At 68.8% G+C, this 26,147-nt stretch carries 21 protein-coding genes; 8 read left to right on the plus strand and 13 right to left on the minus strand.

The genetic code is table 11. The features are described from left to right. Nucleotides 1-100: 100 nt before the first annotated feature. From ACFYY1_RS35460 to ACFYY1_RS35470, 3 genes are read right to left on the minus strand one after another with little or no spacing between them, the layout of a single operon-like run. Complete coding sequence (locus ACFYY1_RS35460; protein WP_388592973.1) at nucleotides 101-382, minus strand: hypothetical protein; 282 nt, start codon at nucleotides 380-382, stop codon at nucleotides 101-103. Further along, nucleotides 379-1,386 carry a helix-hairpin-helix domain-containing protein gene (locus ACFYY1_RS35465; RefSeq protein ID WP_388592974.1) on the minus strand — a complete coding sequence of 336 codons (1,008 nt, stop codon included), beginning with the start codon at nucleotides 1,384-1,386 and terminating at the stop codon, nucleotides 379-381. The genes ACFYY1_RS35460 and ACFYY1_RS35465 overlap by 4 nt, the downstream gene beginning before the upstream one ends. Then, on the minus strand, nucleotides 1,383-4,817 hold the full coding sequence (locus ACFYY1_RS35470; protein WP_388592976.1) for a DNA polymerase III subunit alpha: 3,435 nt from the start codon (nucleotides 4,815-4,817) through the stop codon (nucleotides 1,383-1,385). Before ACFYY1_RS35470 ends, ACFYY1_RS35465 begins: the two co-directional genes overlap by 4 nt. A 676-nt stretch (nucleotides 4,818-5,493) precedes the next feature. On the opposite strand from ACFYY1_RS35470, the gene ACFYY1_RS35475 reads away from it, so the two are divergent. Further along, complete coding sequence (locus ACFYY1_RS35475) at nucleotides 5,494-5,814, plus strand: hypothetical protein (protein ID WP_388592978.1); 321 nt, start codon at nucleotides 5,494-5,496, stop codon at nucleotides 5,812-5,814. Between the two features lie 204 nt (nucleotides 5,815-6,018). Continuing rightward, a complete protein-coding gene (locus ACFYY1_RS35480; RefSeq protein WP_388592980.1) occupies nucleotides 6,019-6,282 on the plus strand; it encodes a DUF6225 family protein in 264 nt (87 codons plus the stop codon). A gap of 37 nt (nucleotides 6,283-6,319) precedes the next feature. Here the strand turns inward: ACFYY1_RS35480 and ACFYY1_RS35485 are convergent, their stop codons facing one another. The 4 genes from ACFYY1_RS35485 to ACFYY1_RS35500 all read right to left on the minus strand — a co-directional run bounded on the left by ACFYY1_RS35485 (nucleotide 6,320) and on the right by ACFYY1_RS35500 (nucleotide 13,043). Then, nucleotides 6,320-8,731: a hypothetical protein gene (locus ACFYY1_RS35485; protein ID WP_388592983.1), complete on the minus strand. Its 2,412-nt coding sequence runs from the start codon at nucleotides 8,729-8,731 to the stop codon at nucleotides 6,320-6,322. An 826-nt stretch (nucleotides 8,732-9,557) separates the two neighbouring features. Then, on the minus strand, nucleotides 9,558-10,466 hold the full coding sequence (locus ACFYY1_RS35490) for a hypothetical protein (RefSeq protein WP_388592985.1): 909 nt from the start codon (nucleotides 10,464-10,466) through the stop codon (nucleotides 9,558-9,560). Nucleotides 10,467-10,647: 181 nt separating this feature from the next. Next, nucleotides 10,648-11,898: a hypothetical protein gene (locus ACFYY1_RS35495; protein ID WP_388592987.1), complete on the minus strand. Its 1,251-nt coding sequence runs from the start codon at nucleotides 11,896-11,898 to the stop codon at nucleotides 10,648-10,650. 602 nt (nucleotides 11,899-12,500) lie between these two features. After that, a complete protein-coding gene (locus tag ACFYY1_RS35500) occupies nucleotides 12,501-13,043 on the minus strand; it encodes a hypothetical protein (protein ID WP_388592990.1) in 543 nt (180 codons plus the stop codon). 562 nt (nucleotides 13,044-13,605) lie between these two features. On the opposite strand from ACFYY1_RS35500, the gene ACFYY1_RS35505 reads away from it, so the two are divergent. Then, nucleotides 13,606-15,420: a hypothetical protein gene (locus ACFYY1_RS35505; RefSeq protein ID WP_388592992.1), complete on the plus strand. Its 1,815-nt coding sequence runs from the start codon at nucleotides 13,606-13,608 to the stop codon at nucleotides 15,418-15,420. A gap of 34 nt (nucleotides 15,421-15,454) precedes the next feature. Here the strand turns inward: ACFYY1_RS35505 and ACFYY1_RS35510 are convergent, their stop codons facing one another. The 3 genes from ACFYY1_RS35510 to ACFYY1_RS35520 all read right to left on the minus strand — a co-directional run bounded on the left by ACFYY1_RS35510 (nucleotide 15,455) and on the right by ACFYY1_RS35520 (nucleotide 17,551). After that, a complete protein-coding gene (locus tag ACFYY1_RS35510) occupies nucleotides 15,455-15,991 on the minus strand; it encodes a hypothetical protein (RefSeq protein ID WP_388592995.1) in 537 nt (178 codons plus the stop codon). Between the two features lie 124 nt (nucleotides 15,992-16,115). Next, nucleotides 16,116-16,649 (minus strand): hypothetical protein, encoded by a 534-nt coding sequence (locus ACFYY1_RS35515; RefSeq protein ID WP_388592997.1) that lies wholly within the window; start codon nucleotides 16,647-16,649, stop codon nucleotides 16,116-16,118. A gap of 590 nt (nucleotides 16,650-17,239) precedes the next feature. Next, nucleotides 17,240-17,551 (minus strand): hypothetical protein, encoded by a 312-nt coding sequence (locus ACFYY1_RS35520; protein WP_388593000.1) that lies wholly within the window; start codon nucleotides 17,549-17,551, stop codon nucleotides 17,240-17,242. Between the two features lie 614 nt (nucleotides 17,552-18,165). On the opposite strand from ACFYY1_RS35520, the gene ACFYY1_RS35525 reads away from it, so the two are divergent. The 3 genes from ACFYY1_RS35525 (at nucleotide 18,166) to ACFYY1_RS35535 (ending at nucleotide 20,273) form a co-directional block, all read left to right on the plus strand. Continuing rightward, nucleotides 18,166-18,504, plus strand: a complete 339-nt coding sequence (locus ACFYY1_RS35525) for an SH3 domain-containing protein (protein WP_388593002.1) — start codon at nucleotides 18,166-18,168, stop codon at nucleotides 18,502-18,504. Nucleotides 18,505-18,620: 116 nt separating this feature from the next. Further along, nucleotides 18,621-19,019 (plus strand): hypothetical protein, encoded by a 399-nt coding sequence (locus tag ACFYY1_RS35530; protein ID WP_388593004.1) that lies wholly within the window; start codon nucleotides 18,621-18,623, stop codon nucleotides 19,017-19,019. A 6-nt stretch (nucleotides 19,020-19,025) separates the two neighbouring features. Continuing rightward, a complete protein-coding gene (locus tag ACFYY1_RS35535) occupies nucleotides 19,026-20,273 on the plus strand; it encodes a hypothetical protein (RefSeq protein WP_388593005.1) in 1,248 nt (415 codons plus the stop codon). A gap of 63 nt (nucleotides 20,274-20,336) precedes the next feature. On the opposite strand, the gene ACFYY1_RS35540 is transcribed toward ACFYY1_RS35535, so the two are convergent. Beyond that, a complete protein-coding gene (locus ACFYY1_RS35540) occupies nucleotides 20,337-21,245 on the minus strand; it encodes a M48 family metalloprotease (protein WP_388593007.1) in 909 nt (302 codons plus the stop codon). A 1,321-nt stretch (nucleotides 21,246-22,566) separates the two neighbouring features. Between ACFYY1_RS35540 and ACFYY1_RS35545 the strand changes: the two genes are divergently transcribed. After that, the gene (locus ACFYY1_RS35545) at nucleotides 22,567-23,097 is read left to right on the plus strand and encodes a hypothetical protein (RefSeq protein ID WP_388593010.1); all 531 of its coding nucleotides are present in this window, start codon (nucleotides 22,567-22,569) and stop codon (nucleotides 23,095-23,097) included. After that, entirely contained in the window at nucleotides 23,097-23,546 is a 450-nt protein-coding gene (locus ACFYY1_RS35550) for a hypothetical protein (protein ID WP_388593013.1), read from the plus strand. Before ACFYY1_RS35545 ends, ACFYY1_RS35550 begins: the two co-directional genes overlap by 1 nt. Before the next feature lie 824 nt (nucleotides 23,547-24,370). Here the strand turns inward: ACFYY1_RS35550 and ACFYY1_RS35555 are convergent. Together ACFYY1_RS35555 and ACFYY1_RS35560 are read right to left on the minus strand one after the other, a co-directional pair. Continuing rightward, on the minus strand, nucleotides 24,371-24,643 hold the full coding sequence (locus tag ACFYY1_RS35555; RefSeq protein ID WP_388593015.1) for a WhiB family transcriptional regulator: 273 nt from the start codon (nucleotides 24,641-24,643) through the stop codon (nucleotides 24,371-24,373). 84 nt (nucleotides 24,644-24,727) lie between these two features. Next, nucleotides 24,728-25,909, minus strand: a complete 1,182-nt coding sequence (locus ACFYY1_RS35560; protein ID WP_388593018.1) for a hypothetical protein — start codon at nucleotides 25,907-25,909, stop codon at nucleotides 24,728-24,730. Between the last annotated feature and the right edge of the window lie 238 nt (nucleotides 25,910-26,147).

Below are 26,147 nucleotides of genomic sequence, written 5' to 3' on the forward strand. Positions count from 1 at the left end.
GCAAGTCCGTCAAGGTCGAGAAGGCCATAGAAGTGTGCGCAATGCCGGTGCTCCGCCAGCGCCTGCCGGCTGCCGCACGTATTGCCCGGTGCAGATGCACTCAGCCGGCCTCAGCACGGCGCCCCGCTCTTGTCCTGGGGTTGTAGGTCTGGGTGGTCTCCCCCTGCTCCGTCCACGTACGAAGTAGCCGTTCGCGGTCGTTGGTCTTTTCGATGAGGCAGACGACGACGTTCGGGTTCTTGCTGTAGAGCCCGACCCATTTCCTGTACTGATCCTCAGCGGTCTTGGGCAGTGCCCATTCGCCTTCCACGACGGGGCCGTCGGACTCGAACCGCAGCCGGGCGACGTGCTTGGTCTTCATCGTGGACTCGTCCTGGTTCATCTGGCCCTCCGGTAGGCGCTCGCGGCGCCGGCGATGCCGGTGCCGTAGCGGGTGCGGGCCCGGTCGAGGGCTGCTTCCAGGTCGCGGGCTTTGTCGTCGCGGGTGTCGAGGGTGAGCTGGTGTGCGGTCTGGGAGGCCGGGAGAAGGCGTTCGGCGCGCAGGGAGATGGCGCGGACGCGGGCTCGTTGGAGGCCGAGGCGGGTGAGGAGGTCGCGGGCGGTGGCGGCGAGGGCTGGTGTGTGGGCGGTGGGTTCGGTGAGTGTGCGGGTCCTGGTGGTGGTGGTCCGGTCTGCGTAGGTGAGTGTGAGTGTGAGGGCCTGGGCGATGTCGTTCTGGTCGCGGAGCTGGGCGCCGAGCTGCTCGGCAAGGGCGAGGACGGTCCGCTGGTGCTGGTCCGTGTCGAGTTCGTCGCGGTCGAACGGGTGGGAGGCGCTGATCGATTTGGGTGCGGCGGCGGGGATGACGGGCCGGTCGTCGATTCCGTGGGCGCGGTCGTGGGCCTGGCGGCCGGCGGCGGTGCCGAGGATCCGCTGGAGGGTGGCGAGTGGGGTGTCGGCGATGTCTCTTACGGTGCGGATGCCGTAGCGGGCGAGGATCTTGGCGGTCGCGGGGCCGATGCCGGGCAGCATGGCTGCGTGTTGGGGGCTGAGGAAGGCCGCGATGTCGTAGGGGCTGGTGCCGACGATCGTGGCGGCGCCGGGCGGTGTGAGGGCTGCGGCCATGGCTGCGATCATCCGGTTCGGGCCGGCGCCCGCGCTCGACTGGACTCCTGTGAGGGCGAGAGTGCGGAGCCTGATGACGCCGACGAGTCCGGCGGGGTCCTGCTGCCAGTAGCGCAGGGCGCCGGTGAGGTCGGCGTCTGTCGACCAGTCCGCGGGGTGTGCTTCGACGCGCGGGGTGATGCCTTCGAGTACGGCGAGGAGCTGGTCGTACAGTTCCGGGCTGGGGTTGGCGGGGTGGAAGTGGATCCGCAGGATGGTGCGGTGCCGGGTCGGTGAGGTCATCCGGCGCTCCCGGGGCTGGTGTGGCCGAGGCGGGTGAGGTCGGCGGCGCGGGTGCCTGCGGGCTGGAGGTCGGCGTAGGGGTGCAGTTGTGCGCCTGCGGTGCCGTTGACGAGTGTGCGGCCGGGGCCGGGTTGGGCCGGGGTGGGGGCGGGGGTGGTGTGGCCGAGGAGGTCGAGGACGGCCTGTGGGCCGTGGTCGCGGCGGGCGGCGGCGAGCTCTTCCAGATCCCATGCCATCTGGCCGACCACCGTGCGTCGCGGTCCGCGGGCCTCCACGGTTCCCCGGACGAGGAGGAGGCCGTGGTGGAAGACCGTGTGTGCGCATGCCTCGTGGGAGTCCTCGAAGAACGCGATGTCGACCAGGCCGAAGCCGTCTTCGAGGGTGACGAAGATGATCCGTTTCCCCGAGGCGATCGGCGGGGTCTGGGTGGAGGCGCGGACGCCCGCGACGAGGACCTGCTGTCCTGGGTGCATGGAGCGCAGGTGCTGGGCGTCGGTGGCGCCGATCTCGCGCAGCAGCCGGTGGTGGTGTTCCATCAGGTGCTGGCTGACGTCGATCTTCAGGACGCCGAGTTCGGCGTCGAGGATGTCGCGGCTGGTCATCTCCTTGAGTCCGCTCGGCCCGGTGGTCAGGGGTGTGTCGTCGAGGGGCAGTTGTCCTGGGCCGGGCCTGGTGTGGGTGTGCCGGTGGAGTTCGGTGGCTTGCAGGAGCAGGTCGCGGCGGGTCAGGTTTCCCTTCACGGGGTTGAGGGCGCCGATCTGGATGAGGCGTTCGGTGATGGGCAGGGCCGGGCGGGCCCGCTGGCAGAAGTCCTGGAGGCAGTTGTAGGGCTGTCCGTCCGCGATCCGTGTCACCTGTTCCTGTGAGATGCCTTTCACCGAGGACAGGGAGAGCCGTACTCCCCAGCCCGAGTCGGTTTCCTCCACCGTGTACTGGGGGCGGGAGCAGTTGATGTCGACGGGGAGGATGGGGACGTTGTGGCGGCGGGCGTCGGCGACGATCACCCGGCTGGGCCACATGCCGGGGTCGTGTTCCAGCAGGCCCGCGTACAGCGCTGCGGGGTGATGGGCTTTCAGCCATGCGGACTGCAGGGCGGGGACGGCGAACGCGACGGCGTGCGCGCGGCAGAATCCGTAGGCCCCGAACGAGGCGACGATGTCCCACACCTCGTCGAGGACCTCGGGGCGGTAGCCGCGGGCGCCGGCCTTGTCGCGGAACCATGCTTCGAGTTTCGGGATCCGGTCGGCGTCGCCGAGCGTGCGGCGGGCGACTTCGGCCAGTGCGCGGTCGCAGCCGGTCATGACCGCGAGGATGTCGATGATCTGCTCGTGCCAGATCGTCACCCCGTAGGTGTCGCGGAGTACGGGTTCGAGGTCGGGGTGCGGGTATGCGGGGGCGGCTCCGTGGCGGGCGGCGATGTAGAGCGCGGGCATCCCGCCCTGTACCGGTCCGGGCCGGAACAGGGAGATGTCGGCGATGACGTCCTGGGGGTCGCGGGGCTGGAGGCGGCCGACCATGTCCTGCTGGCCGGGTGACTCCAGCTGGAACATGCCGACGGTGTCGGAGTCCTGGATCAGGGCGAAGGCGAACTGGTCGTCGAGCGGGACCTGGCCGGGGTTGTCGAGGTCGATCTGTTTCCCGGTCGTGCGGCGGATCTCGGCGACGGCGTGTGCCATCGCCGACTGCATCCGCACCCCGAGCACATCGAGCTTCAGAAGGCCGAGATCTTCGACATCCTCCTTGTCGGCTTGGACCATCGGAAAGGCGCCGCCCGGGGTCGGCTGGACCGGCAGCCGGTCCAGCAGCGTGGCGTTGGAGAGGATGACGCCGCAGGGGTGCATCGCGATCCCGCGCGGCAGTTTGTCCAGTCCTTCCGCGAGTTCCCACAGTGCCCCGAACTGCGCGGCCTGTGCTTTCAGGCCGCGCAGTTCGGGGAGCTCGGCGAGGGCGCTGCGGATGTCCGCTGCTCTGATGTGGGGGAAGGACTTGGCGACGCGGTCGATGACGTGCGGGGGCAGGCCGAGCGCGAGGCCGGTGTCCCTGAGGGCGTGGCGGGCGCGGTAGGTCTCGGGCATGGCGGTGACCGCGACCCGCTCGGGGCCGAAGCGCTGGATGATGCGGTCGTAGACCTCCAGCCGGCGGGCGGACTCCACGTCGATGTCGATGTCCGGGAGCGAGGCGCGGCGTTCGGAGAGGAATCTCTCGAACAGCAGGTGGTGTTCGAGAGGGTTGGCGGTGGCGACGAACAGGGAGTGGTTGACCATGGATCCGGCTCCGGAGCCGCGGGCGGCGACCCGGATGCCCATGTCGCGGATGTCCGCGACGACCTGGGCGACCGCGAGGAAGTACGGCTCGTAGCCGAGACGGCCGATGATGCCGAGCTCGTAGTGGAGCTGGTCCGTTGCCGCCGGGTCGAGGTCCAGGCCGCGCGCGACCATGCCGGCCTCGCATCGCTGGCGCAGCAGACGCATGGCCCCGTCCGGTCCTGGACCGGCGCCGACCACCGCCGGCTCCGGGAAGTGAGGGGTTCCGAGGCCGAGGTCGTGGACGGGATCGAGGACGCACTGTTCTGCTGTGCGGGCGGTCTCGGCGAGGAGCGCGGCCGCCCGGCCGGGCCCGGCGCCCGCAGCCGCGCAGACCCGCTCGGCAATCGCCACCATCGCCTGGGGGCCCTTGAGCCACCGCTCGCCGCAGTCCAGCCGCTTGCGGTCCACCGGCCGCAGGAGGCGGGCCGCATCCAGTACATCCGCGATGCGGTGCTGACCCGGGTCGGCGTAGCGGACGGCGTTCGACAGGATGGCGGGGATCTGGAGGCGGTCGGCCAGGGCCAGGGTGTGTGCCGCGAGCCGGACCGAACCGGGCCCCGTCCCGGGAATCCCCCAGCAGACGGACTCCAGGCGCAGGTTCTCGCCGGCCAGGTCCCGCCACGGTGCAAGGAGCTGCTGTGCGATGTCGGGCCGGCCTGCGGTCAGTGCACGGACCGGCTCTGAGACGGGTCCGAGCAGGATGGTGAGGTCCTGGCCGGCGTAGTGCTGCAGCACCTCCCATGAGGCGAGAGGCGGGCCGCCCCCGGAGGCGTGGGCGGCCGACACGATCCGGCACAGCCGCCCCCACCCGGAGGCGTTCTGAGCGAGAAGCGTCACCCGCATTGGTGCCTCGGCCACGTGGGTGCCGCCGCGCACCGGGGTCCGACCCCGCCGGGCAGGGACCGGTCCGCTCGGTGTGTGAGGGGCGACAGCGAGGTCGACGCCGAAGAGCGGCCTGATCCCGGCCGCAGCCGCGGCCTTCGCGAACCGGACCACGCCGGTCACGGTGTCCCGGTCGGTCAGCGCGAGCGTCCCGATGCCCCGCTCGGCAGCCCTGGCAACCAGGGCGTACGGGTGAGAGGCGCCATAGCGGGCGGAGTAGCCGCTCGAGGCATGCAAATGCATCCCGCCACTCATCACAACCTCCGAACAAAGACCCCCAAACCCGTCCTAACTCTCATAGTCAGAGCACCACAGTAGTCGAACATAAATCGAACATGCGAGCCTCGGAATTCCTGGAATGGCTCACACGGCAGCAGGCAGTGTCCGCATCGGCGGCACATGCGGATCCGGCGTCTCTCTCGACGGCGCGGGGCATGGCGACCGCGGGGCATGTTCCGTCGCAGACGGGCGCAGCGTGGTCGATGCCGGCCAGGAGAGGCCCGGCAGGTCCGGTCAGGGGCGTTGGGCCGCCGTCCGCGATCGTCAGGCGGACGCCGACTACGCCGGTTCGGGCTGCCGTCCGGGACGTGATGCGGCTGTCTCGGATGGCTCCGTATCCGGCGGTGCTGGACGGTGTCCTCTGGTCCCGGGCGGTGGATCTTCCAACGACTGGCGGCAGTGGCGATTCCGCGCCAGCTGCGGCCACCCCCAGTCTCCCGGTGGCGTCGCACCGGATTGCCGGCTCGGGCCCCGAACTCGCGGTGCCCCAGCGCCTCGTGCACGGCCCCGTGGCCGATCGTTGATCCGGCCGAGACAGTGCTGAGTACCTGGTGGAGAACCTGCGGCGTGACTGGCCGTGTCAGTGCCGGATGGCAGGGTTGGTCCCGATATGGAACACGCTCGGGGCTTGGAGGCCGCAATGCAGGATGAGGGAGAGCTGATCCTCTCGTACGTGATGGAGGGCAGCGATGACGCGGCGTGGGTGCTGCACCGCGTCGGCGACGACGATCACACGGCCGTGATGGGCGACGGGCCGGACGCCGGCGGAGAGGACGCAGCCAAGGCGTGGGCGTCCGAGCTGCTGGAGAGCTGGGGCCACGACGTGGACGGCCTTGCGTGGACGCCGCGCCGTCCTGATCCGTCGGCATCGGTGGACTACTGGATCGTGCGCTTCCCCGGCGACGACGGGGTGGGCGAGCGGGAGCCCGACCGCCTGCGTCGCGCGCAATCAGGCACTTAACCCGTAGCGGTCTGGGGATAACTGTGGGGCCCGGATCTCACTCGGCGGGCCCCACGGGACCAGAGAACCCTAACCATCGGCTCCATCAGCGTATGGTCTGCCCCCCGGCGGGCGCCGACGCGGCCCGGGCTTCGCAGCCGATGAGCTGCTCTCACCGGCGCGGCGCGGCACGGCGGGCTGTCGCGCACCCTAGCCTCTGGCCTCATGGCTGACATGTTCGATCACGCGCCGCAGGTATGGACGGCAGGGCAGCTGCGGTCCGCTCTCACCGCAGTTCCCGACGAGACCCCCGTCCACGTCGGTGTGGCGGATGGGCCGGGCAACTTCGTCGACGGCTACGACGAGTTCGTGCTGGTCCACGCTGAGCCCGTGGAGCAGGCAGACGGCACCGAGACGGTTCCGCAGCAGGTCCGCTTCACGCTCTTCGCCGACGCCGCGGCGGGCGCGTACTACCTCGACGTGGACTGACCGCGTTGGCCGGTCGAACGCTGCGGGTGTGCGAGGGCTACTGGCCGGGCGCGCGCCCGCCGGGGATGTTGTGCTGGTGGGCTGCGGACTGGGCCTGGTCGTGCTGATGGGGTGCGTGCGGCTGATGTGAGGCCGCGGCGCGGTCCTGGGCTCCCTCATGAAGCCGGTCGCGCAGTTCTGCGGCGCGCTGCTCTGCGGCATCGGCGGCCGCTGCGATGCGATCCTTCGCCTCGGCGGCGAGCTGATCGAAATCGATGTCGGCGGGCGGGACTGCGTCGAGTTCGGCAAGGTCGCTGTACTCGGCGCTGTCCGGGGCCGGCCCGGCGGCAACCCGCTGGTTCAGCTGGTCGATCAAGTTCCCCTTGCGCTCGACATCGGAGCTCTTGCTCTCGGCTGCCCCCTGTCGCGCTACTCGTCCATCGCGCTGTTCCGTCGGCGGCGGGACATAGGCAGGGGCGAACGGCTGTGCCCAGCGGTCGAAGTCCTGGTTCGCGGCGGCGCGGAGCGCGGTCATGGCTGCTTGGCTGTGCCCTGTCGCACCAGCTCGGCGGGAACGGTGCAGCCCGGATTCCATGGCGCCGGCGGGCTTGGTGGCGTCGGCATGCTCAGAGGGCGGGGGCGTGCGCAGCCGGTCGAAGGTTCGGCCCACCGTCACCGACAAGGCGAACTCATTCTGTGTGTCGGCGTAGCGACGCTGCAGTGTCTGCAGACGAAGCTCGGCAACGGCAAGGTCGTGGTCGGTGGCGAATGCCTTGCCGAAGCCTGGCCCTTTGTCCAGACGGGTACGGATCTCATCGCAGTCGCGGCGGCATGCATCGGCGAGCCGGGCAAGCTCGTTCAGATCTCGTCTGAGGAGGTCCAGGGGGGCGATGTGGTTGCGCATCGTGTAGGCGCGGTGGCTGGTGGGCGGGAGGTCGCGGAGTTGTGGGAGCAGGTCGGTCAGGGCGTGCTGGGTGAGCTCGAAGTGGCGCTGGCGCAGGTGCTCCAGGCGAGTCTCTCCGGTCTGCACGGCCGGTTTCAGGTCAGCGGTGGCCTGCTGTTCGTCGTAGCCGTTCCATGGGCGCTCTGCCGAGTCGTGCTGATCACGGCGGTCCTGGGCAATGCTCCAGATGCCGTCCGTAAGGGTGCGGTATGCCTTGTCGAGGCTGTCCAGGGAGGTGGCCAGAGAGCGGAGGTGTCCGCGCGCGGCGTGGGTGTGTACGTGCTCGTGATGAAATTTGCTGACGGCGGTGAGGTTCTGCTCGGCCTGGGTGCGGGCGTCGCCGCCCTCGGCATGAGCTAGGGCGAGGTCGTTGATACGGGCGGAGAGTGTGGCCATGTCCCAGCCGGCCTGTTCCGTGGCACGCCCTGAGTGACTGCGCCACAGGGCGGCGGCCGCGTGATGGGGTAGGGCGGCCGGTTCGGCGAGAGGGGCGAGTGCGGTGCGCAGTGCCGCCTGGGCTTCGGTCTCGGGAGGGCCGCTGGGGCGGGGCTCGGAGCTCCGCAGGTCGTCGACCTCTTGGGTGTAGTCAGAACGGGCCTGCTCGGTCCAGGCGGGGAAGTGCGGCCACAGCGGCAGGATGCGGTCGAGGTAGGCGTGGGCGGCGGCCTGCAAGGCGGGCGCGTTGGGCTGGTCCCTGGCGGCGGCTGAGGTCACGGCGGTATCGGGGTGGCGGGCAGCGATGCGTTCCAGCAACAGGCGGCGGGGGGTGCCCAGGTCAGTGCCGGGCTCGTATTGCGGGGCGACCGTCATCGTGTCCAGCTCGTGCAGGAGCAGCCAGGCGGTGTGAAGTTGGACGAAGTCGTCGCCAACAGCGGGGGCATGAGCCAGGCCTATCGCTTCCACGACAGCGCTGGCCTGGTCGCGCAGCAACTCCTTGCCCTGAGTGTAGGGCGGGTTCGGGAAGCGGGCGGTGAGCTGTTCCAGGACAGGCTCGGCGGGTGCGCCGCCCCATACTGCTGCCCAGAGCTGGCCGGCGCGGATCCAGTCGTTGTCGGCGGGTTCGTCCGGGATCCATGTGCTTGCCTCATCCACGGGTCGGCGCAGCGCGGCGTCCAGCCAGTCGGCTTGAGCGTGCTCCACGAGCTGGCGCAGGGCGTCGAGGGGCCGGGGGGATGACGAGTCGGGGTAGGGATACATGGGGGGCTTGACCGTCTGCTGGAGGGCCCTGTCAGCGTCCGCGTGCAGGTCATGGAGCGGCAGTCGTGTCCATGTGCGGCCGTCGGTGGTTGTGCTGCAGGAGACAGCCAGGGGGCTGTTTGTACTGGCGGTCAGGGCGAAATGCAGTGCGGCGATCGGGTCGTCGCAGAGCAGGTCCGGGCCCTCTTCACCGGCAAGGAACTGGTCGGTGTAGCGGGTTGTCATCGAATACAGCCGTGGTGAGGTTCGGTCGGTCCCAGCGGCGAAGGCGTCCGCCTGCCGCGCGGTTCCGCTGGCAGTGGGGGCGTTCTGGTCTTCCGTGTCGGGCATGCTCGGTAGCCTCCTCGGTGATCTGATATGTGGGTCTGCCCAACCCGCGCCTCCTGTCCCTGACCGCGCTGCATGGCTCCACCATGCCTGACGCGTCGCCCCACTCGGTGCTGGTATTCGCTCAAGGCGTCTGCGCTCCCGCTGCCCGGGTCACAAACTTCTTTTCCGTCCCGTGCCACGGACTGTCATGGCGGCGTGGTTGCGAAGTCGGCCGGGGCCGGTGCTGCAGTTGGGCCCCGTGATCGCCAACTTTCAGGAACTGCTGATTCGAGCGCGGCCGTAGGAGCCCCTGTGCCGCTGGAGTTGCCCATGCCGGTTCTCATGCCCCGCCCGCCACCGCGCAGCCGGGCGCCAGGTTCGCCACCTTGGCGAACAGGCCGTGGTGGACGGCACGCCGGGCGCAAAACCCCCCGAGGCCCTGGTGCGCACCGACATCCCCAACCCGACGACCCGGGACGCGGTGTGGACGGACGGCGGCGTACCACTTGTTCCACGTCGCGCTTGCAGACGCCGGGCTGGTACCTGGTCGAGTTCAGGCGCGACCGCGCCGCCGCCCACACCGTCTACGGGGCTGCGCGCCGACCGCGTCAGCCGGTTGCCTGCCAGCCCGGGCCACCTCCGGGCCCTCCCCGCCTCTACATGCCCCAAGGCCCCCCGATGTGCGCTGACCCTCTGGGCACTGCGGATCGCAGCCGCGTCGGGACGGTCGTCCATTGAGCCAGCACTGTTCCGCTCCTGGCCAGCTTCGCGCACGCGAGCCCGCAAGGCCGAAGTGCAGCCCCCGGGTTGAGCGCGATCTGAGCCGTCGATCGTCTGGACCTGCTGTTCAGCGTCTTGGGTGAAGGCGGGCCAGCTCAGAACTGGGGGCCTGCTCACGAGGGTGCACCGGAGCAGCAGTCGGCCGCGGATCGGGCGCAGAGTGCGACGTGTGTGTCGCCTGTGCTTCGAGTCGGGTTCGTACCTCGGTGAAAATGTCGGCCATGCGCCGTGCATGGGGCAGGGGGTCCGGTCTCGGATGCGTCCACTCGCTGCTGCTGGGGAAGAGGTTCGCTCGGCCGGGGAAGGCGGCCAGCAGCTCCGTGAACTGGTCATCGCACCAGGAGGGCACCCAGGCGCCCGATCGGCACAGGAACACGGCGTCGAACGGGGTGGCTACCTCGTGTCCGTCGTCGACCGTCGTATGCAGGGGGATCATGGGCGGGTGGGAGTCGCCGTTCGGACGCCAGGCCGGGTAGGTGAGGGTGAGCCGGCTGCCCCTGCCGTGGTGGACGAGCATCCAGTCCTCGCACGAGAAATCCCCCAGCTCTCTCCATTCCTCGAAGGACGCCGGTCCGTGCTCGTGGGGATAACCGCTGTCGTGGTGGGCGTCAAAGAGATGGACCTCCTGCCATACCTTCGTATTCAGACCGGACAGGGCGAAGTGCAGGGGGGTGAGTCGGCCCGCATAGAGGTTGGAGTCTGCGTAGAACAGAGGGGGGCTGTCGCTGGTGAAGGTGAACCGCTGCCAGAAGTCCTCGTATCCTTCGCAGCGGGGTGGTTCGATGCCGGCTCGCAGGAACCCCTCCGCGCGGAACGGCCAGATGATCTCGCGCAGCATCCGGTTCTCCGCGTGGGCCCAGTCGTAGAGGTCGTCACTGCCGCGGTGCGGGGCGGAGACACCCTCAAGGGGGTTGTGGAAGAAGAAGTCGAAGTCGACCACGAGCAGTCGGCCGCCGGGCAGTTCCCCTGACGTCACGCTCTCCTCTTTTCCCCCGCCGGATGGTCAGGACTCATCCTCGCAGGCGCCGACGGAGCTCAGGGGTGAGGCTTGTGCCAGTTCCTGTCGTGCGGGCACAAGGGACATCTGCATCCCGCGCTCCGGGCGGCGGGTGGGCGCGTCGGGTTAGTTGTGAGCGCGTGGCCGATCCTGCGAAGTCCTAGGCGCGGCTGATGCCCTGGCTACCCTGTTGCTGGTGCGCTGCTGTCTGCTCTGGTGTGTGGTTGTGCTGGGCATTCCGCTGCCGGTGCCGCGCTAGCTGGGAAGCCTCAACACGCCACACCAGATCGTCGGCTTCCTGCTGGATCTCGGCTTGCCTGGAGCCTTCGGCAGGTACTGGTGTCGGTTCGGCCTGCATCCCGTGTGCCTCTGCGATCCAGCGGGCGTGCGGTCCTGTGTCTGGTCTTGACACTTGGACGTTGGCCTCCATGGCGGCTGCTGTTGCCGCGACGTAGAGCGCCTGGTCGGCAGTGTCGACAGCATCGCGGAAGCGGTCCCGTGCGTCGCCGCCGTACCAGGAATGAAGCGCACGGGCACTGTTCAGCTTGTCAGCTGCGCGCATGATTTCGTCAGCGATGTGCGGGTGCTGCTTCAGATGCTCTGGAAGGGCGGCAAACAGTGTCCGCAGTGGGCGGTCGGCTGCGGAGGCGGGATCGGCGACGCAGTGGAATGCCTGTGCGAGTTCGGGATGGTGTTCGCGCGTCAGGAACCAGACTCGCGCGGCGATGGTTCGCAGGTCTGCGTCCTCTGCGTAGGGCGGTGGCAGTGCGGGTGCCTCAGATTGGAGGGCAATGATCTGGTCAAGCACGATCCGGGCCGGCTGGACCGCCTCAGGCATGTAGGTGGCGGCGCTACCGAGGACCATCCGGTGGAGGGGCAGTTCTGAACTTCTCTGCCCGTACAACCCGCCTGAGCCGACGCCGAAGCGGGTCGCCCCGAGGGCGTCGAGCATCTGGTCTGCTCCATGCTTGACCATCGGCCGGTTCTCAGGCCTCAGCCGTTCCAGCACCCCGTCCGGCACAGCCTCCCCTGTCCGTAGCACCCAAGCCCCGCCGGCTCGCTGAAGCGCCTTCGGCTCAGTGACACCGTCCGCCGTGCTGACAACGCTGTTTCGGTGGACATGAGGAAGGATCCAGCCGGCCAGCGCCTCGTTCAGCCGATCCTCGTTCGCCAGCGGACCGTCGCTGCGGCCGTTCCGAACATCGCTCAACAGGAATTGGATGGACAGCTCAGCATCCGGGAACCCTTCTTCCCTGAGAAGGACGCGGTGGCGGCGGTGGGGCCGCTCCAGGCTGGCCCACCGGATAAGAGCCTCTCCCCGCTCTTCGGCAAAGGTTTCCGTGCCAGAGACGTACTCACCGGCCACCGCACCGGAAGCCTCCTCCGTGATCAGATATGTGCGTCCGCCCATCCCACGCCTCCTGTCCCTGCCCGTGCTGCGCGGCTCCACCATGCCTGACGCATCGCCCGACTCGGCGCCGAGATTCACTCAAGTCGTCTGCGCTCCCGCTGTCCGGGCCACAAACTTCTTTTCCGTCCCGTGCCACGGACTGTCATGGCGGCGTGGTTGCGAAGTCGGCCGGTCCAGTGGACACCGTTGGTAGATGGCCGGGACGCGGTCGTTCAAGGCGAGAGATACGGATTCCGGGGCGGGGTGTGCCAGCGATCCAGGCGTCGAGCCGGGGGAGGTTCATTGCCTTGGCGGTGAAGAGGCTGGAGCCGGGTGTCGGGCTGACCGTGGTAGCGGGACCGGCGGAGACCCAAGGCGCGGACACCCTGCGAGACCGTCGCCTCGATGCTTTAGCAATGCTGGTAGATACTCTGCCCTTCAAAATCCCGCTGGTCAGCACGATTCTTCTGGATGGTCTCGTGCGCGCGCTTCTCCCTCAGCATGCTCTCCCGGCCCCGGCCAGCCTTCGAGGGAGCGCATGCCTGGACTTCGGGACACGCCCGGCAGACGAACGCGGCAAATCTGGACCACCGGGATGCTGTGCGAGGACACGAGGTGGTTCCTCAGCCACGAAGTGCGCTGATGTGAAGATTATGGCCAGAGGGAAGTACGGCCACTGCCGTGACTATTGCACGGGGCGTGTCGAACACCATGGGCAACCCGGCGGCCAGTGCCTGTGCTGTGGCATGCGGGTCGGCGGTGGGTTCGGTGATCAGCTGGACGTGATGGCGGTCGACGTCGTCATGGAGGATGAGCTCTGCAACCAGTGTGGGGTCCAAGCCATTTGCCCAGGGTGTCAGAGTATGGGCGAGCTCGGCAGTCGCCTGGGGGGTGGTTGATCGCTCGGGCGGTTCCTTGGACGGTCTGCACGATGATGTGGCCTGCACGATGACAGTGACCGAGGTGGCATTGGTCATCAACCGGACCGCCGAGAACGTGATGAGGCCGTACGGAAGGCGTTTCAACGTCGGAACAACGTTCCAAGAGTCGGCGAGGCGATCGACGCTCTCCCGGCGCACGGTTAGGGGCAAGACCTCCGGGCTGCTGAGTGTGACTGTGCCCTGGGTCGGATCCAGCACAGCGGTCAATGGGGGCAGATCGCCCACCGCCGACAAGACATCTGTCGTCGTCTGGAGCAGTGTAGGCAGGGTACTGCGATGAACAGTCACTATGAGTGTTCCACTGGGTCGGTGGACGAGGGACGGGTCAGGTCGCCTTCGACCGGCCGCGCAGGACAGTGGCGATCCTTGCAATGGTGCAGGTGGGGTCGCGTAACTCTCCACCTCCCTGCCCCTCTACGCACTGCGTGGCTCAACCATGCCTGGCATGTCATCCGACTCGGTGCCGAGATTCACTCAAGGCGTCTGCGCTCCCGCTGTCCGGGCCACAAACTTCTTTTCCTTCCCGCGCCACGGACTGTGATGGCAGCGCGGTTGCGAAGTCGGCCGGGCAGGTGGTCGGGCCTGGCTTCGTTCACTTCTAGAACTCGTGATTAATGCCATCGAGCCCACGCCTGTCGACATTCAGGATGCGTCCTCTCCCCCCATGCCTGTTGGGTGCTGGCGATCACGTCACGCGGTGCGATTGCTGCCCTGTATCGTCGTGGCGGGGTACTTCGCTGCTGCGGCTGCGCCCTTCGCCTCTGCCGCCGGACACGAGGGCTGATCAATGACCCGGTCCCTTCCGGCGATCTCCGCCCAGGGCTTCGCTGCTCTGGGCGTTCAGCTGCCCGCTCTCGCCGCGATCCGGGTCGCGCTGACCGGCGGGGGCAGCGGGAAGTACCACGTCCCTCACTCCGATCTGCGCCGCTACTCCTACGACAGCTGCCGCTACGCCCGGCCCGCAGCAGACGCGGCCACCTATCCACTGTTCGAGGTCTTCGGCGAGATCTGCAAGAAGTGCTCCGTCATCCTGCCCGGCGCGCCGGACGCCCTGTGGCGGGCCGTCGCGTTCACCGCCGACCGGGCGTTGGCCCTGCAGCGCGCCCGGACGGACCGGGCGACGCGCACCTGGTTCGGTTACGCCCGCTACGCGGCCCAGCAGCAGCCCGGTGACGAGGAGCAGTTCGACGCCTGGCTCAAGCAGGCGCGCACCGACCGCAAGCTCGCCAAGGACGCCCGGGCGCTGGCCGCGGCCCGCAAGGAACTGACCGCCGGGTTCGCCGAGTTCCTGACCGGGTACGCGGCCGGCTGCCCGGAGGTGGACGCCTACAACGGGGCACGCGATGCGGTACGCCGCACGGCCGGCAGCCAGGAGCGGCGGGTGCTGGACGAGGTGACGGCCGCGGTCGCGGGCAAGTCCGCCCGGCGCGCACGGCAGTACGAGTTGAAGCCGGGGGTCGAGGTGTGGCAGCTGGTGAGCGGGGTGTGGCTGGCGGCCCGCTCGCGCGGCCTGGCTGCCGCCCGCACAGGCGAGTTGGTGCAGGACGCCGTGTCCCGGGAGCTGGCCGGGGCGCGCGTCGTGGATGTCACCTGTCTCCCTGCGCCGCAGACCCAGGGCGGAGGGCACGACAGCCCGTCGGCCTGGGCGGATGCCGAGCTGGCGGTGTGGTGGCCGCGCGCAGTCGCCGAGGCGTGTGCGCGGATGGAGGCGGAATTCGAGGCCGACTCGTCGCACACGGGGCAGCGGCTGCTGCTCGTCCACGACTGGCCGCTCACCAACACCCGCGATGCACCCGTCGCCTACCTCGCCGCCTGCCCGGTGATCGGCCCTCTGGTGCCCTTCGGCTACCGGCGCACCGGCTATTTCAGCGGGGCCGGGGATACCGCCGGGCCGTCCTACTCGGCGGTCGTCGCCGCACCCGGGCACATTGTCGCCAAGCTGGAGAAGGAGCAGGGCGCCGTCCAGGACCGGCACAACCCGCCCCGGTTCGTGGCCGCCGGGCCCGTCACCGGCCGCCGCCGGACCGATACGGCGGCAGCCTTCAAGCTGCTGCGCTCCGCCTTCCCCGTGCTGCCCACGGATGTCGGCAGCGCCCCGGACATCGTGCCGGAGCCGGTCGCGGAGCAGCGCCGCGCCCGCGCCGCGGCAAGTTACCGGCACGAGCCCGGCGACGACGGCGAGCGGGCCTCCCGGATCGCGTCTTCCCTCGCCGACGGCTACGGCTGCTGGATCCCGGGCGGGAGCGAGCAGACCGCGTTCCTCAAGGAGCTTCGGCGCTGGCTGAGCTGGCAGGTGCTGCGCCTGGACATGTGGTGCGGGCCCGAGGGTGACGACGGGGTGTGGGCGAGCCTGTACGGCAGTCTCGACGAGGTCGGTGACGGGATGCTGGCGCTCAAGCCCGGCGGAGAGCACCGCGCGGTCCAGATCCCCCTGAGCCGGGTGGTCGCGTTGGCCGGTGCGCCCCGCTGGGACCAGAGCCACCCCTACCGGGATGCCCCGCTGTGGACGCCGTACGAGCCGGTTCCCGCCGTCGGCACGGCGGCCGTTGCCGTACCTCAGCGCCATATCCGCGTCCTGCCCGGTACCGGGGAGGAGACATAGTCGAGGGCCGCGTCCTCCCGCCGTGCGGGGTGGTTCAACCGTCCCGGACCTTGTGACCGCCCTCCACGGGATCGGAGTCGGCGCGGATCTGGTCGCGCCACGGTACGGGCCACTGGGTGGCGGAATTCCAGCGCAGTCCGCCGAGGTAGAGGTGCGTGAGGTCTGCTGTTCTCAGGTCGGCGCCCCGTACGTCGTGGCAGGCGCGCTCGAGGAGCGCCTCGGCCTGCACAAGGTCGTCGGCCAGGCGTGTGAGCGTACGGCGGGCCGCGCGGGGCGTGGCGGCTGCCAGTTGCCCGGCGGTACGGCGGGCCGCGCGCAGGGCGTCGACGAGTTGCTGCGAGCCGGCGGGCATGTGGTCGGCGTGGAGCTGGGGTGCGAGTGTGAGGTCGAGGACGTCCGGCAGTCGGGCGTGGGCCGCCTCGGGCTGGTTGAGGGCGGCTTGGGCCGTGGTGCGGGCTTCGGTGATCTGCTGGACGAGCCACAGCAGGTGCGCGCGGGCCGGCAGGCGGACGACGGCGTCCCAGGAGGCGATCGTGCGGGCTGCCGCCGTGACGGGGCGTCGCCACGGCATCCACCGGGCCGTATCCACCCTGTCCCCCTTGTTCGCCGTGCACCGCATCTGTGGTGCACCCTATGGCCTGCGTGCGAGCGGCGGTCTGGCGCCGGTGCGCAGCACAGGGCTGCCCCGGGGGCTTCTAGGTGAGGCCGGAGCTCGGGCGCTGCTGGTGGTACGCGGCGGACTTCTCCTGTGCGTGAGAGTGGGTCTGCTGTCGGAGGTCGGGGGCGTGGACGGGGGCGGGATGGTCCTCGGTCCGCTGCCTCTGCTGTCTTCCCAGGTGGTCTATCCGAGCTCTCAGTACGTCGGGGTCCACGTCGCGCAGCAGTTCGGCGAGCTCGGACCCGTCGCCTTGGGCTGACTGGCCGAGCTGGTCGATGAACCGCTGCATGGTGGTGGCGATGTCGCCTTCCCCGGCCCCGGCGTCGTTTCGGTGCTCATGCAGGTGGTCCGGCTGGGCGGCGTTCCGTTCGAGGAGGCCGGAGTCGATGGCGTCGGGCCGGAGGGCGGCTTCACTCTGATCCTGACGGCTGGAGTACGGGGCCGCCTTTCCAGAGACCGGGGAGTCGGCGGCTCGCTGCAGCCACTGTTCCTCGGCTCGCTGGCTGTCCCTCCTGATTTCGTCGGGGTCCGCCGCCTGCACCGCTTCGAGGAGTTCCTCGAAGCTGACCATCCCGGTGAACTCCTGCGGATCCAGCGGGTTGTTCGCAGCTGGTGCTCCCTGCTTGAGCTGCCTGATGAACCGATTGGCTTCAGCGAACGGAGCCGCGTTGGTACTACCGGAGACAGCTTCGAATCGCAAAGCAGTTCAACCTCACCCCGATCGGTGAGCGCCCGGCTCGGCGAGCGATGGGTCAAGGTCATCGAGAGCCTTGAGGCCGGTGTCACGCGCGGCTGTGAGCTGCACATTTACTAGTAGGAGCACGACGGGGATCTGCCGTCCGAGTACATCGACGTCACCGGTCTGATCACGGAGAGCCAGGCCGCCTGATTCATGTACCGGCTCTATATGGGCTCCGCTCTTCGCGGGGTGTACTGGGATCTTCCGGACAAGGCTCGGGCCAAGGTCGCGCAGTTCCTCCTTGGCTAGGTCAGTGATACCCGGGCGACCACGTCCGCGTACGGGGATGTCGATGCGGCTGTGGGCCGCAGGCGACCTCGCCGTGGTGCTGCTGATCGGCGACCAGACCCGGACGATCACGGTCCTGAGCATCGCGTACGCCGGACTGGACCAGCCCCGGCGCGGGCCGCCATCTCGCCTCGCTACGCAGCCGTTCCCCGGGGAGCTCCGCACAGCGGACAGCGGCAGGGGTCGGCCTCGCAGGGGGCGGCCATCGCCCGGCAGCGCGGGCAGTCGCAGCGTGCTGCCTCTCCCGGGGCTCGCCGACGCTCCGTGCCCAGTGGGGTGGTGGAGGGCCAGGCACCGGTCGTGTGACCCGAGGGTCCGGAAGAACGCTGCCACAGCGCCACGACCTGGACGGGGGTGCGGGCCGGGCGGATCCGCAGACGCAGGAACGCCGGCAGGTCGCCCTCTTCACGCAGGGCCGTGATGTCCTCGGCCCCGAAGTCATCCACGGGCTTGTCCCCTTCTCTTTTGACTCACCGCCCGGTGCCGGGTGGGTTGGCCAGTGTCAGCGCGGCCGGGGCGTATCTGGGGCACTTGGAGCAGGTTGTTCCGCCGGGCGGGAGACGGTATCGGGGTTTGTGGCCGGGCAGTCCGCCAGGCGGGCTCGCGGCGATGGCATAGAGGCAGGGTCCTGTCTTCTCCTCCGAGGCCAATACTGGCCCTGCTCGGGGGTCGTCATGCCCGCCGAGTGCGGGCGCCGGGCTGTGTTCGAGCAGACGGGCAACGGTTATCGAGCCCTTGTCTACGCCTGGCCGGTTCCGGTATCTGCACGGACCTGGTCGGCAAGGGGGAACCTCGGTGCCGATCGAGGACCACGGTGGTGGGGCACCATCGGCGAGGAGTGGCGGTGGTCTACGAGATCTCGGCGACCGTGTCACTGCCCGCTGCCGGGCTGCGCGGGCGAAGGCAGCCTGGAGAGCTCGAATCACGCGTTTCCCGTGGGCCGGATCGCACACGCAGGTCGGGATGCCAGGCTCTGACACCGAGCACCGCTGCCGGGACATTACAGAGGGCGGAGATCTCATGCTCCTCGTGGCTTGCCGTCCCGCTACAAGGAGTTCTCGTGCGTCTGTCCTCTCGTATTGCCGCCATCGTCAGCGCTGCCGCCATGGCCGGAGGCCTCAGCATCGCCGCCGCCCCGACGGCAGCGGCGGTCTCCATCCCGTCCGCGTGCCAGTACCAGTGGAACAACCCGCACAACGCGAAGGCGACCACCAGCGTGAACCTGCGGACCGGACCGAGCACCGGCTACAAATCGCTCGGGATCCTGTCCAAGGGAACCGGCTTCACCCACTACTGCATCGGTGGCCCCAGCAACACCAACTGGGCATGGGGCAAGGTGACTTCGGGGGCCAACAAGGGCCGGACCGGGTGGGTCGCCTACACGTACCTGACGAACTGAGCCGCCTGGCACACTGGCGTCTGCGGGCGCCGGCTGCGGCAATCGCGCGCCGGCGGCCCGTGATCGCCTCCGACCCCGGGCTGGAGTGCCCATCAGCCATCACACAGGGAGCAGCCTTGGACAGCACGCCCTCGTCCGCGACGGGTCCGGCGTTCACACAGGTGCAGTTGACCGGACCGGCCGACGCGGTGGCCCGGCTGATGGAGACGCTCAGCGGCGTGTCCGAGGTCATCTTCGGCCCCGTCCTGCAGCCCGGCCGCGGTGGGGACGTCTCGTGCACCGCCCAGGTGGTCACCCACCCCTCCCCCGAGCCCTTGGCAGAGAGTCAGACCGTCTCGGTCACGGTGCAGGCCGTGTTCGAGGTCGAGGCCGGGACGCTGCGAGAACTGCCGGGCGCGGAAGCCGCACAGCATGTGGAGGAGTCGGTGGCCGCCGCCGTGTCGGCGCTGCCCGGCGTCCGGAGGGCGAGCAGCCGCTTTGTCTCCGCCGTGGGACTGCCCGCTGCCCGGGAGTGACCGGCCGTGGCAGGGGCCGAGGCACAGCTCGACGAGTCAGGCCTGTCACTGTGGCTGACCGACTGGAAGGTCCAGAGTCCCGGGGCGTGGACTCCCCGGCGGGTACTGGCGCTTGTCGGCGGTGAGCAGGCCGGGCGGCTGGAGTTCCTCGTCCATCCCGACAGGCAGGCAGTGTCCGTGTGGGGGCTGGAGGTGGAGCCGGAGTTTCAGGGCCGGAACCTTGCGTCTGTGATGATGGACGCGCTGTACGCGGCGTATCCGGCGGCGTGGATCGATCACGGCCGTCGCACTCCGGAGGGAGTGCGGTGGTGGGACCGGTATGCCGATCCCGCGCCGGAGCGCAACATTCATAACCAGTCCCCGGACCAGTGGGCGCAGTATTTCGACACCCTCCAGGTGGCGGCGCAGCGGGTCCAGAACGCGTACCAGAACGGGTTGTACGGCCTGGACGGTCACGGCGCGGCCGAGTACCGGTACGGGGAGCGGATGGAGGCGGAGGCCCTGGAGTGGTCGTCTGCCTTCCGGGAGGCCGGCGCGCGGGGGCCTGATCCGGTGGCGCAGGAGCTGCATGGTGGGCTCCGGCTCGTTCTGCCGCCGCGTTTACACAGGCTGGTGCATGACGGGCGGCGCGATGGTGGTGAGCGGGCGGAAATGGTGTTGGACCACATCGGTCATGGCAGTCTTCCGTCCGCTGCGGGGTGGAACACCACTCAGCGGGCCGCGTTCGAGGACATGGCTCACGAGCAGCTCTTCGATCCGGCGCCCGCAGAAGGGGTCACACACCTCGTGTTCCGGGTGCGGCTGGCGGCCGGGCAGGACGTTCCGCGTCACGATCTGCGAGCGACCTGGTTGACCTACACGGACTCTCCGGGTATCGAGGTGGACCTGGTGGGCATGTCCTGGCGGGACCCGCGTACGCCGTGGGTCACGAACGAGGCCGGCTTCACCCCTGCGATCGACGCCGCCATCGAGCCCGAGCACTCGCGCAACGCAAGCGCCCAGTACACCGCGCGCTACAGCGAGATCGGCGAGCTGCTGCCCGGCCAAAGCCAGCGCCGGACCAGCGCAGGGCACCCGTTCGCGGGACACGAGGCGGAGATCGCCGCCCTGGCCGCCTGGCTCAAGGAGGCGAGCAACCTGCGTGCTGCCGATCCGTTGCCTCCATTGGCCCCGCCGACCATGCGCAAGGTGTTCAAAGGTCTGCAGATCCACCAGCAGGACCCTTCGCAGCCTCAGTCGCCACGTCTGCGGTAGGCCGGCGGACGCGCACCGCGGCTGACGGACGCGGCGCAGCAGTGGGGGACGGCCGGTACCGCCTCACTCTGTGTACGTCGGGGCATGTCCGCAGGCGTCGTGCAGGGTGGCGAGGGGGTGGGGGCCATGAGTGGTGGGTGTGTCTGTGCGCCGGGCCCACCAGATCCGCAGCCGGTAGGGGGGATGGGTGAATGCTGAGCACAGTCCGCTCCACAGGCGTACCGGCCGCGGATGTGTGCTCTGCAGTGCGGCGCTGTGTGTCCACAGGGCGATGACCGCGTCGCGGCCGCAGGTACGTACCGCGCGGGCGTCGCAGGCGAGTTCGCTCCCCCAGAGCCACCCGGTGTACAGCAACCTGAGTGCCGCTGCTGCCAGGAAGGCGATGTCCAGCGGCAGCCACGCGGCGGCCAGGACCATGAGGAATACTCCGGCGGCCTGGACCATGGTCGAGCGCAGGTTGTCGCGGCGCAGTATGTGGCCGAGCTCGTGCTCGAGGACGACCGGCAGATGGGCAGTGGCGTTCGGCTCGAACCAGTTGCTGCCCAGCCATACATGGCCGTGGCGTCCGTGTTGCAGAGACGCTGCCCCGCGGCTGTCGTCGGCCTGGTCCCAGCTGTCGGGGAACGCGATGGTCAGCCGGTGCAGCCGATGACTGTAGGCCACAGCGCGCAGATGCTCCTCGGTACTCCGCATCCGCTGCACGAATGCGCTGTAGAGGGGACTCGGCTCGTGCGAGGGCCCGGACCGCAGGATGCTGTTCCAGGTGTGGTGCTGAGCTCGGAAGCCTTCGGCCACCTGGACACGAAGGTCGCTGACACAGTGCAGCACCCAGGCCCAGCTGGCGATCACGGCCATGGGCAGGGTGTCGGGTCCCAGGTGTGTGCCGCTCTCCCACCGCGCGCAGATCGTGGCGGTCATGGTCCAGGCGATGACGAGGTGGCTCCAGTAGCGCCGGAGTATCAACCGTGGCATCGGTTCGCTCCCGAGTCGTGTGCGGAACGGCGGGGCCAAGGCTGGAAGCGCCCTCATCGGAGCTTGCAGTCTTCGCCACCGGCACGCCGGTGAACGCCGCTCGGAGAGGGCATCCCGCACTGCGGACTGACACACACAGCGGGTTTGGAACCGTTCCGTGAGCCGGAATGAAGGGCGTTGTGCGGTATGACTGTGCCTCAGGCTCCGCGGGCAACACCACGGTGAACTTTTACCCTCGCTCCTCGCGACGCTGACCGTGCTGGGCGCCGCATGAGCACGGAACACGTGTTCCTGCAGTCCCAGTTACCTTCGTATGAAGCGTGTATGGCCTGGTGGCGGGCGGCGTCGCACTGGGTGGGCGCGGCACTCGCCGTGGGGGGAGTCGTTCTGGACCCGTGTGCAGACCGTCGCCAGCGGTGGGTTCAACCCGTCAGGACTCGGTGTCCCTTACCGTGACACGCCGTAGGATTTGTGGTGGCCGGGCTGGCCACCGCGGTGGTGTTGGTCTTCCTTGGGGTCGGATGTGGTCAGGTCTCCGTTGCAGGGCTGCGTCGTTGGTTTCGGGCGGTCCTGCTCTGGGCTGGTGCTCCTGCTTCAGGACCGTCCTGGACGTACTTTGCGCGCTTCTCCCGGAGTTCACGTTGCGGATCGTCGAATCGAGGGTTCGCACGTATCGGCCCGGGTGACTGTCGGCACTTGGCTACCCTGATTGAGCCTTGGCCACAGAAAGTCAGCCACGACGAAACCAGTTGCGCGGGAGACGGTCGCAATGTGGACCTCAGCCACCCCCCGGAGCCCGGCCACGCTAACTGATTGCTCGACCTCCTCAGCTCAGAGGGCGAGTCCTGGTGGTAGCCGGGCCCGGGTTGGAACCTGGGAGCGCTGCCGCGAAGCGGTAGTGCGAGCAGCGAACGGCCGCCGACCGGAACTGCGTCCCCGGCAGGGCGGGGACGAAACCCAGCAGAACAGCGACCACGGCCGTTACTCCGCGCCGAGGGCGGAGGCGCTGGCTCCGTTTGGCCGTTGCTGCTTGCTTCAGACAACGAGGCCTCCGCGATGAAGGCTTGACGCGCTAGGTGCGGGTGATCTCTGGGTGGAAGAAGAGGACGTGGCCCTGACCTGCGAGAATGCGGCCACAGTATTCGTTCTTGCGCATACTTCAGGGGCTACCAAGCAGCAAAGTAGTAAAAGGGACGAATACTTTAGACCGCGCGGGTTGCAGACCTGACCCGCCGATAAGCCGACCCTCCCATATATGCCCCTGGAGGGATGCTACGGTTTACAGCCACGCAGAAGGCCGAGTTCAGGGGAGGCGCGCGCTATGGCTCAGCCAGCCCGCTGGCCTGCCCCGCAGTCTGCCTCCGCGCAGGAGATCAGGAGCCTCACCAAGTCCCTTGCTGAGCGGCTGTCGGGCCCGGAGTCTCAAGTCGACGTTCAGGTCTTCCTGAACGAGGCCAAGAGGAGCTACGTCTTCCTCACTGGTCAGCACGTCTCGCTCGACCGGTACCTGCACGAGAATCTGTGGCGCTACCACTTCACCTGGCTGACCCGCGCGGTCCTGGACCACTTCAGCTCCAACATCGACGAGGACGGTCACATCCTGGCCGGACAGCCAGACCTGGCCACCCTCTTCGAGGTCTCCCAGCCCAATGTGTCCAAGAGCCTCACTCACCTGAAGAAGACACACTTCATCTGGCTCGACGGCAAGCGCAGTTTCTACCAGGTGAACCCTCTCTACGCGTTCCGCTGGGGAAGCGACAAGCAGAGAGCGGCACTGCAACGCATCGGCATCAAGACGCTCATGCAGCACATCATCAAAGTTCCCGGCGCGGACGGAGAGGAGACGAAGTGATGGACGGCACCAGCACGGGCTTCTTCGTCAACCAGGAGGCATTCGGACACCTCCCAGAGGCGAAGCTCACCCGCACCGCACGGGATGTCTTCGACATCCTCTTCTCCCGCCAAGTCATCGGCCAGGCCGGCAAGGTGAGCATCAAGCAGGAGGAACTGGCCAAGGCCCTCAGGATCGGCCAGCCGAAGGTCAGCAAAGCCGAAGCCGAGCTCCGGGCCAAGGGCATCGTGCGTAATCGGAGCAGAGGCCGCATCGAGGTACATCCCCTCTTCGGCGTCTTCGAGAACCAGGCCGAAATGAAGAGCGCCGCTCTCCAGGCACTAGAGGAGGGCTGGGACCTCCGGTTCCACGAGCCTGCCGACGGTGGCCAGGACGACGGCCCCGACGGGGACGGCGGCCAGCCTCTCGCCGTCGTGTACCCGATGCCCGTGCTGCGCAAGGCCAGCTGACCCCGCTGCTCCGGCGGCCATCGCGCCCCGCATACATGCCCCTAGAAGGCATATATGCGGGGCGCGGCATTCTCCACACGCATGCTCTCCAGTCTGCCGCGGATCGAGCTGAAGTATTCGCGAGACGAATGCTTTGCGAACTCAGGGAGCCGACTCTTCTGCCTCGCCAGGCCCTCACACCTTCACCAGGAGTATTCGTCCTGCGAATACAAGCGAGGCGGGACCGGGTGGTCGGCCGCAGCGCGCAGTATTCGCGCAACGAATACTTGAGCCGCCCCCATGCGGCCTCAGAAGTATTCGCCAGACGCATACTCTTCCGCCCCCGGAGGAGTGCCCGGGTCACGAGCCGGCCGGCTTCCTCCCTCTCGCGCCGAGGGCGGGGTCATCACGTCTCTTGCATCGAGAATGCTTGCCGACCCGATCTCAACCCCCAAGCGTCCCGTCAGGAGATGCTCCCCCAAAGTATTCGTCTCAGGCATGCTTGTGACCTCCGGTCGACTGTCAGCGTCAGCCGGGAGCTGTCCGGCTTGGGAGGGGCACACGTTCTGAGACAGAAGACCAGCGGTGCCCGGGAAGTCAGTAGAGAGCCGGTCGAGGCTCCGCGCCGTGTCGGTCCTGCGCCGCCGCCGTAGACGGGCCGCGCTCTGCCTCAGGGAAGGACTGAGCTCATTCGCCACTTCTGCAGTCCCTCGGCAAGGGATTGCAGAGTCCCAGTCCCTTCAGTCCCTTGCTCTCCGCCGAGACCTCTCTGACCTGCACTTCCGCCCAGGGTTCGGGCAGGACCTGGATGAGGCAGGCCGGTACGCCCCTCGGCCCCGCCTCTGTCACGTGGACTGAGCAGCGACCAGGACGCTCTTCCACGAAGCAACATGAGGTTTGCGGCGCAGCAGGGCACGCCGCTCGCGCTCGGTCATGCCGCCCCACACGCCCCACTCGAGGTGGTTGTCGAGGGCCTCGGCCAGGCACTCGGTGCGCACCGGGCAGCCCGTGCAGACCGCCTTGGCCTTCTTCTGCCGTGTGCTGTCCGAGAACAACTCGTCCGGATCAAAGTTTCGGCAGGCCGCGTCCTCGGTCCAGTGGGCACTCGCGTTGGTCATGTCTTCCTTCCCCCGTCGCGGCTCGGCGACTGTGCCGAGCCTATTGCGCATGTCAGGTGCGGTGCACCGGCATTCGTGGCGTGGTCATATCTCGCGTTGCCAGGACCGCCACCATGGCCGTTTCGCGGGCGGCGGGTCTTGCTTGAACAGCGGTGGGAACTGCTCGCTCAGCGGCATCCTCTGCCGGGCCTCGGCGCAGGCGCGTTCGTCCTCGGTGCGTCGGCGTTTTTCCTGCTCTCGCTTGTCTCGCTCTGCCTGCTCGGCTGCGGCCTGTGCTGCGGTCACACGGCGTCTTTCCTGCTGGGCCTCGCGGCGGAGTCGAGTCCGTTCCTGTTGCTCGGCGTGAATCCGGGCCCGGATCCGGGCCGCCTGCTCGTGTGCAGCCTGTTCGTCGACCAGGAACCGCTGGTGTTGCTCGCGTTGCACGCGGCGGGCCGGGGTGAGCAGTTCACCGTTTGCGAGGTCCACCCGGCACTGGTGCAGTGCGTCGGCCGCGACGTGGCATGCGGGGAAGGTCCTGCGCGGTGGAAGGCTGTAGGCGGTGTCCTCTCCGAGGCGTTCGCCGGACAGGGAGGGGGCGGGGTGGAAGTGGGCTGTAGCGGTTCCGACCATCTGTGCGGTGGGGTCGAGCCATAGCGGGATCACGCCGTGCTGCAGCATCTTCTGATGCAGCCCGCTGAGCTGGATGGTCGCCACCCAGTCTGGATCACTCCGGGTGAGGTCCCTGCGCCACCGCTGCGCGGCGGTGGCGGGCCGCCACTGGGGGCCGTGATGGGCGAACAGCCAGATGTCGACCACGCCGGCAGCGGCGTAGAAGTCGTGGCGGGCCTTCCAATCGGTGCCTGTGAGCGGGGAGTACTGGACCTCGAAGGCCACCTTGGCGTTTGTGTCGGGGGCGACAGCCAGTACGTCGGGGCGCCGCCACCCGTCCGGCATGGTGATGGGGGTGTCGTCGATGTGCAGGGTCCAGTCCGCAAGACTGGGGTGGTTCTGTGCCCACCGGCGCAGGACGTCCTTCGCGCTCAGGTGCCACAGCGTCTCCGGGCCAGTCCCGCGGTCGTGGTCGCCCTCCCCGGCGGGGTGGGCGAAGTGGTGGCGCCGGGCGCCGCCGGCGACGACCCGGCCGAACGGCCCGCAGCCGGGTATCGGGCACAGCAGCATGCCCTCAGCAAGACGGGCGCGCCAGGTCACCCCTGGCACCATCTCGTCGTTGCCCTGCTTGTCCGGCAGGTAGTGCGGTTGCCCGGACTTTCCGTCGACCGCCAAGACCTGCGCCGTCTCCTGCGCGAAGGCTCTTGTCTGTCGCGGAGTGCAGTCCTCAGGTCCAAGCCTGTGCGACGACATGCCACCTACCGCCCCTTCTTCCGTCTGCTGAACGTCAATTCCCAATGTGGCGGTGGCCGGGCGGCGGGTGACGGGCCGCGACGGGTTCGTTCCGTGGGGCGGGGAGAAGCATCCTCCGGATGCTTCCCGGGACGCACAGTATGGGACCTCGTTCCTCCTG

Origin of the sequence: Streptomyces sp. NPDC001890, assembly GCF_042891445.1 — a bacterium.
Classification (GTDB): Bacteria; Actinomycetota; Actinomycetes; order Streptomycetales; family Streptomycetaceae; genus Streptomyces.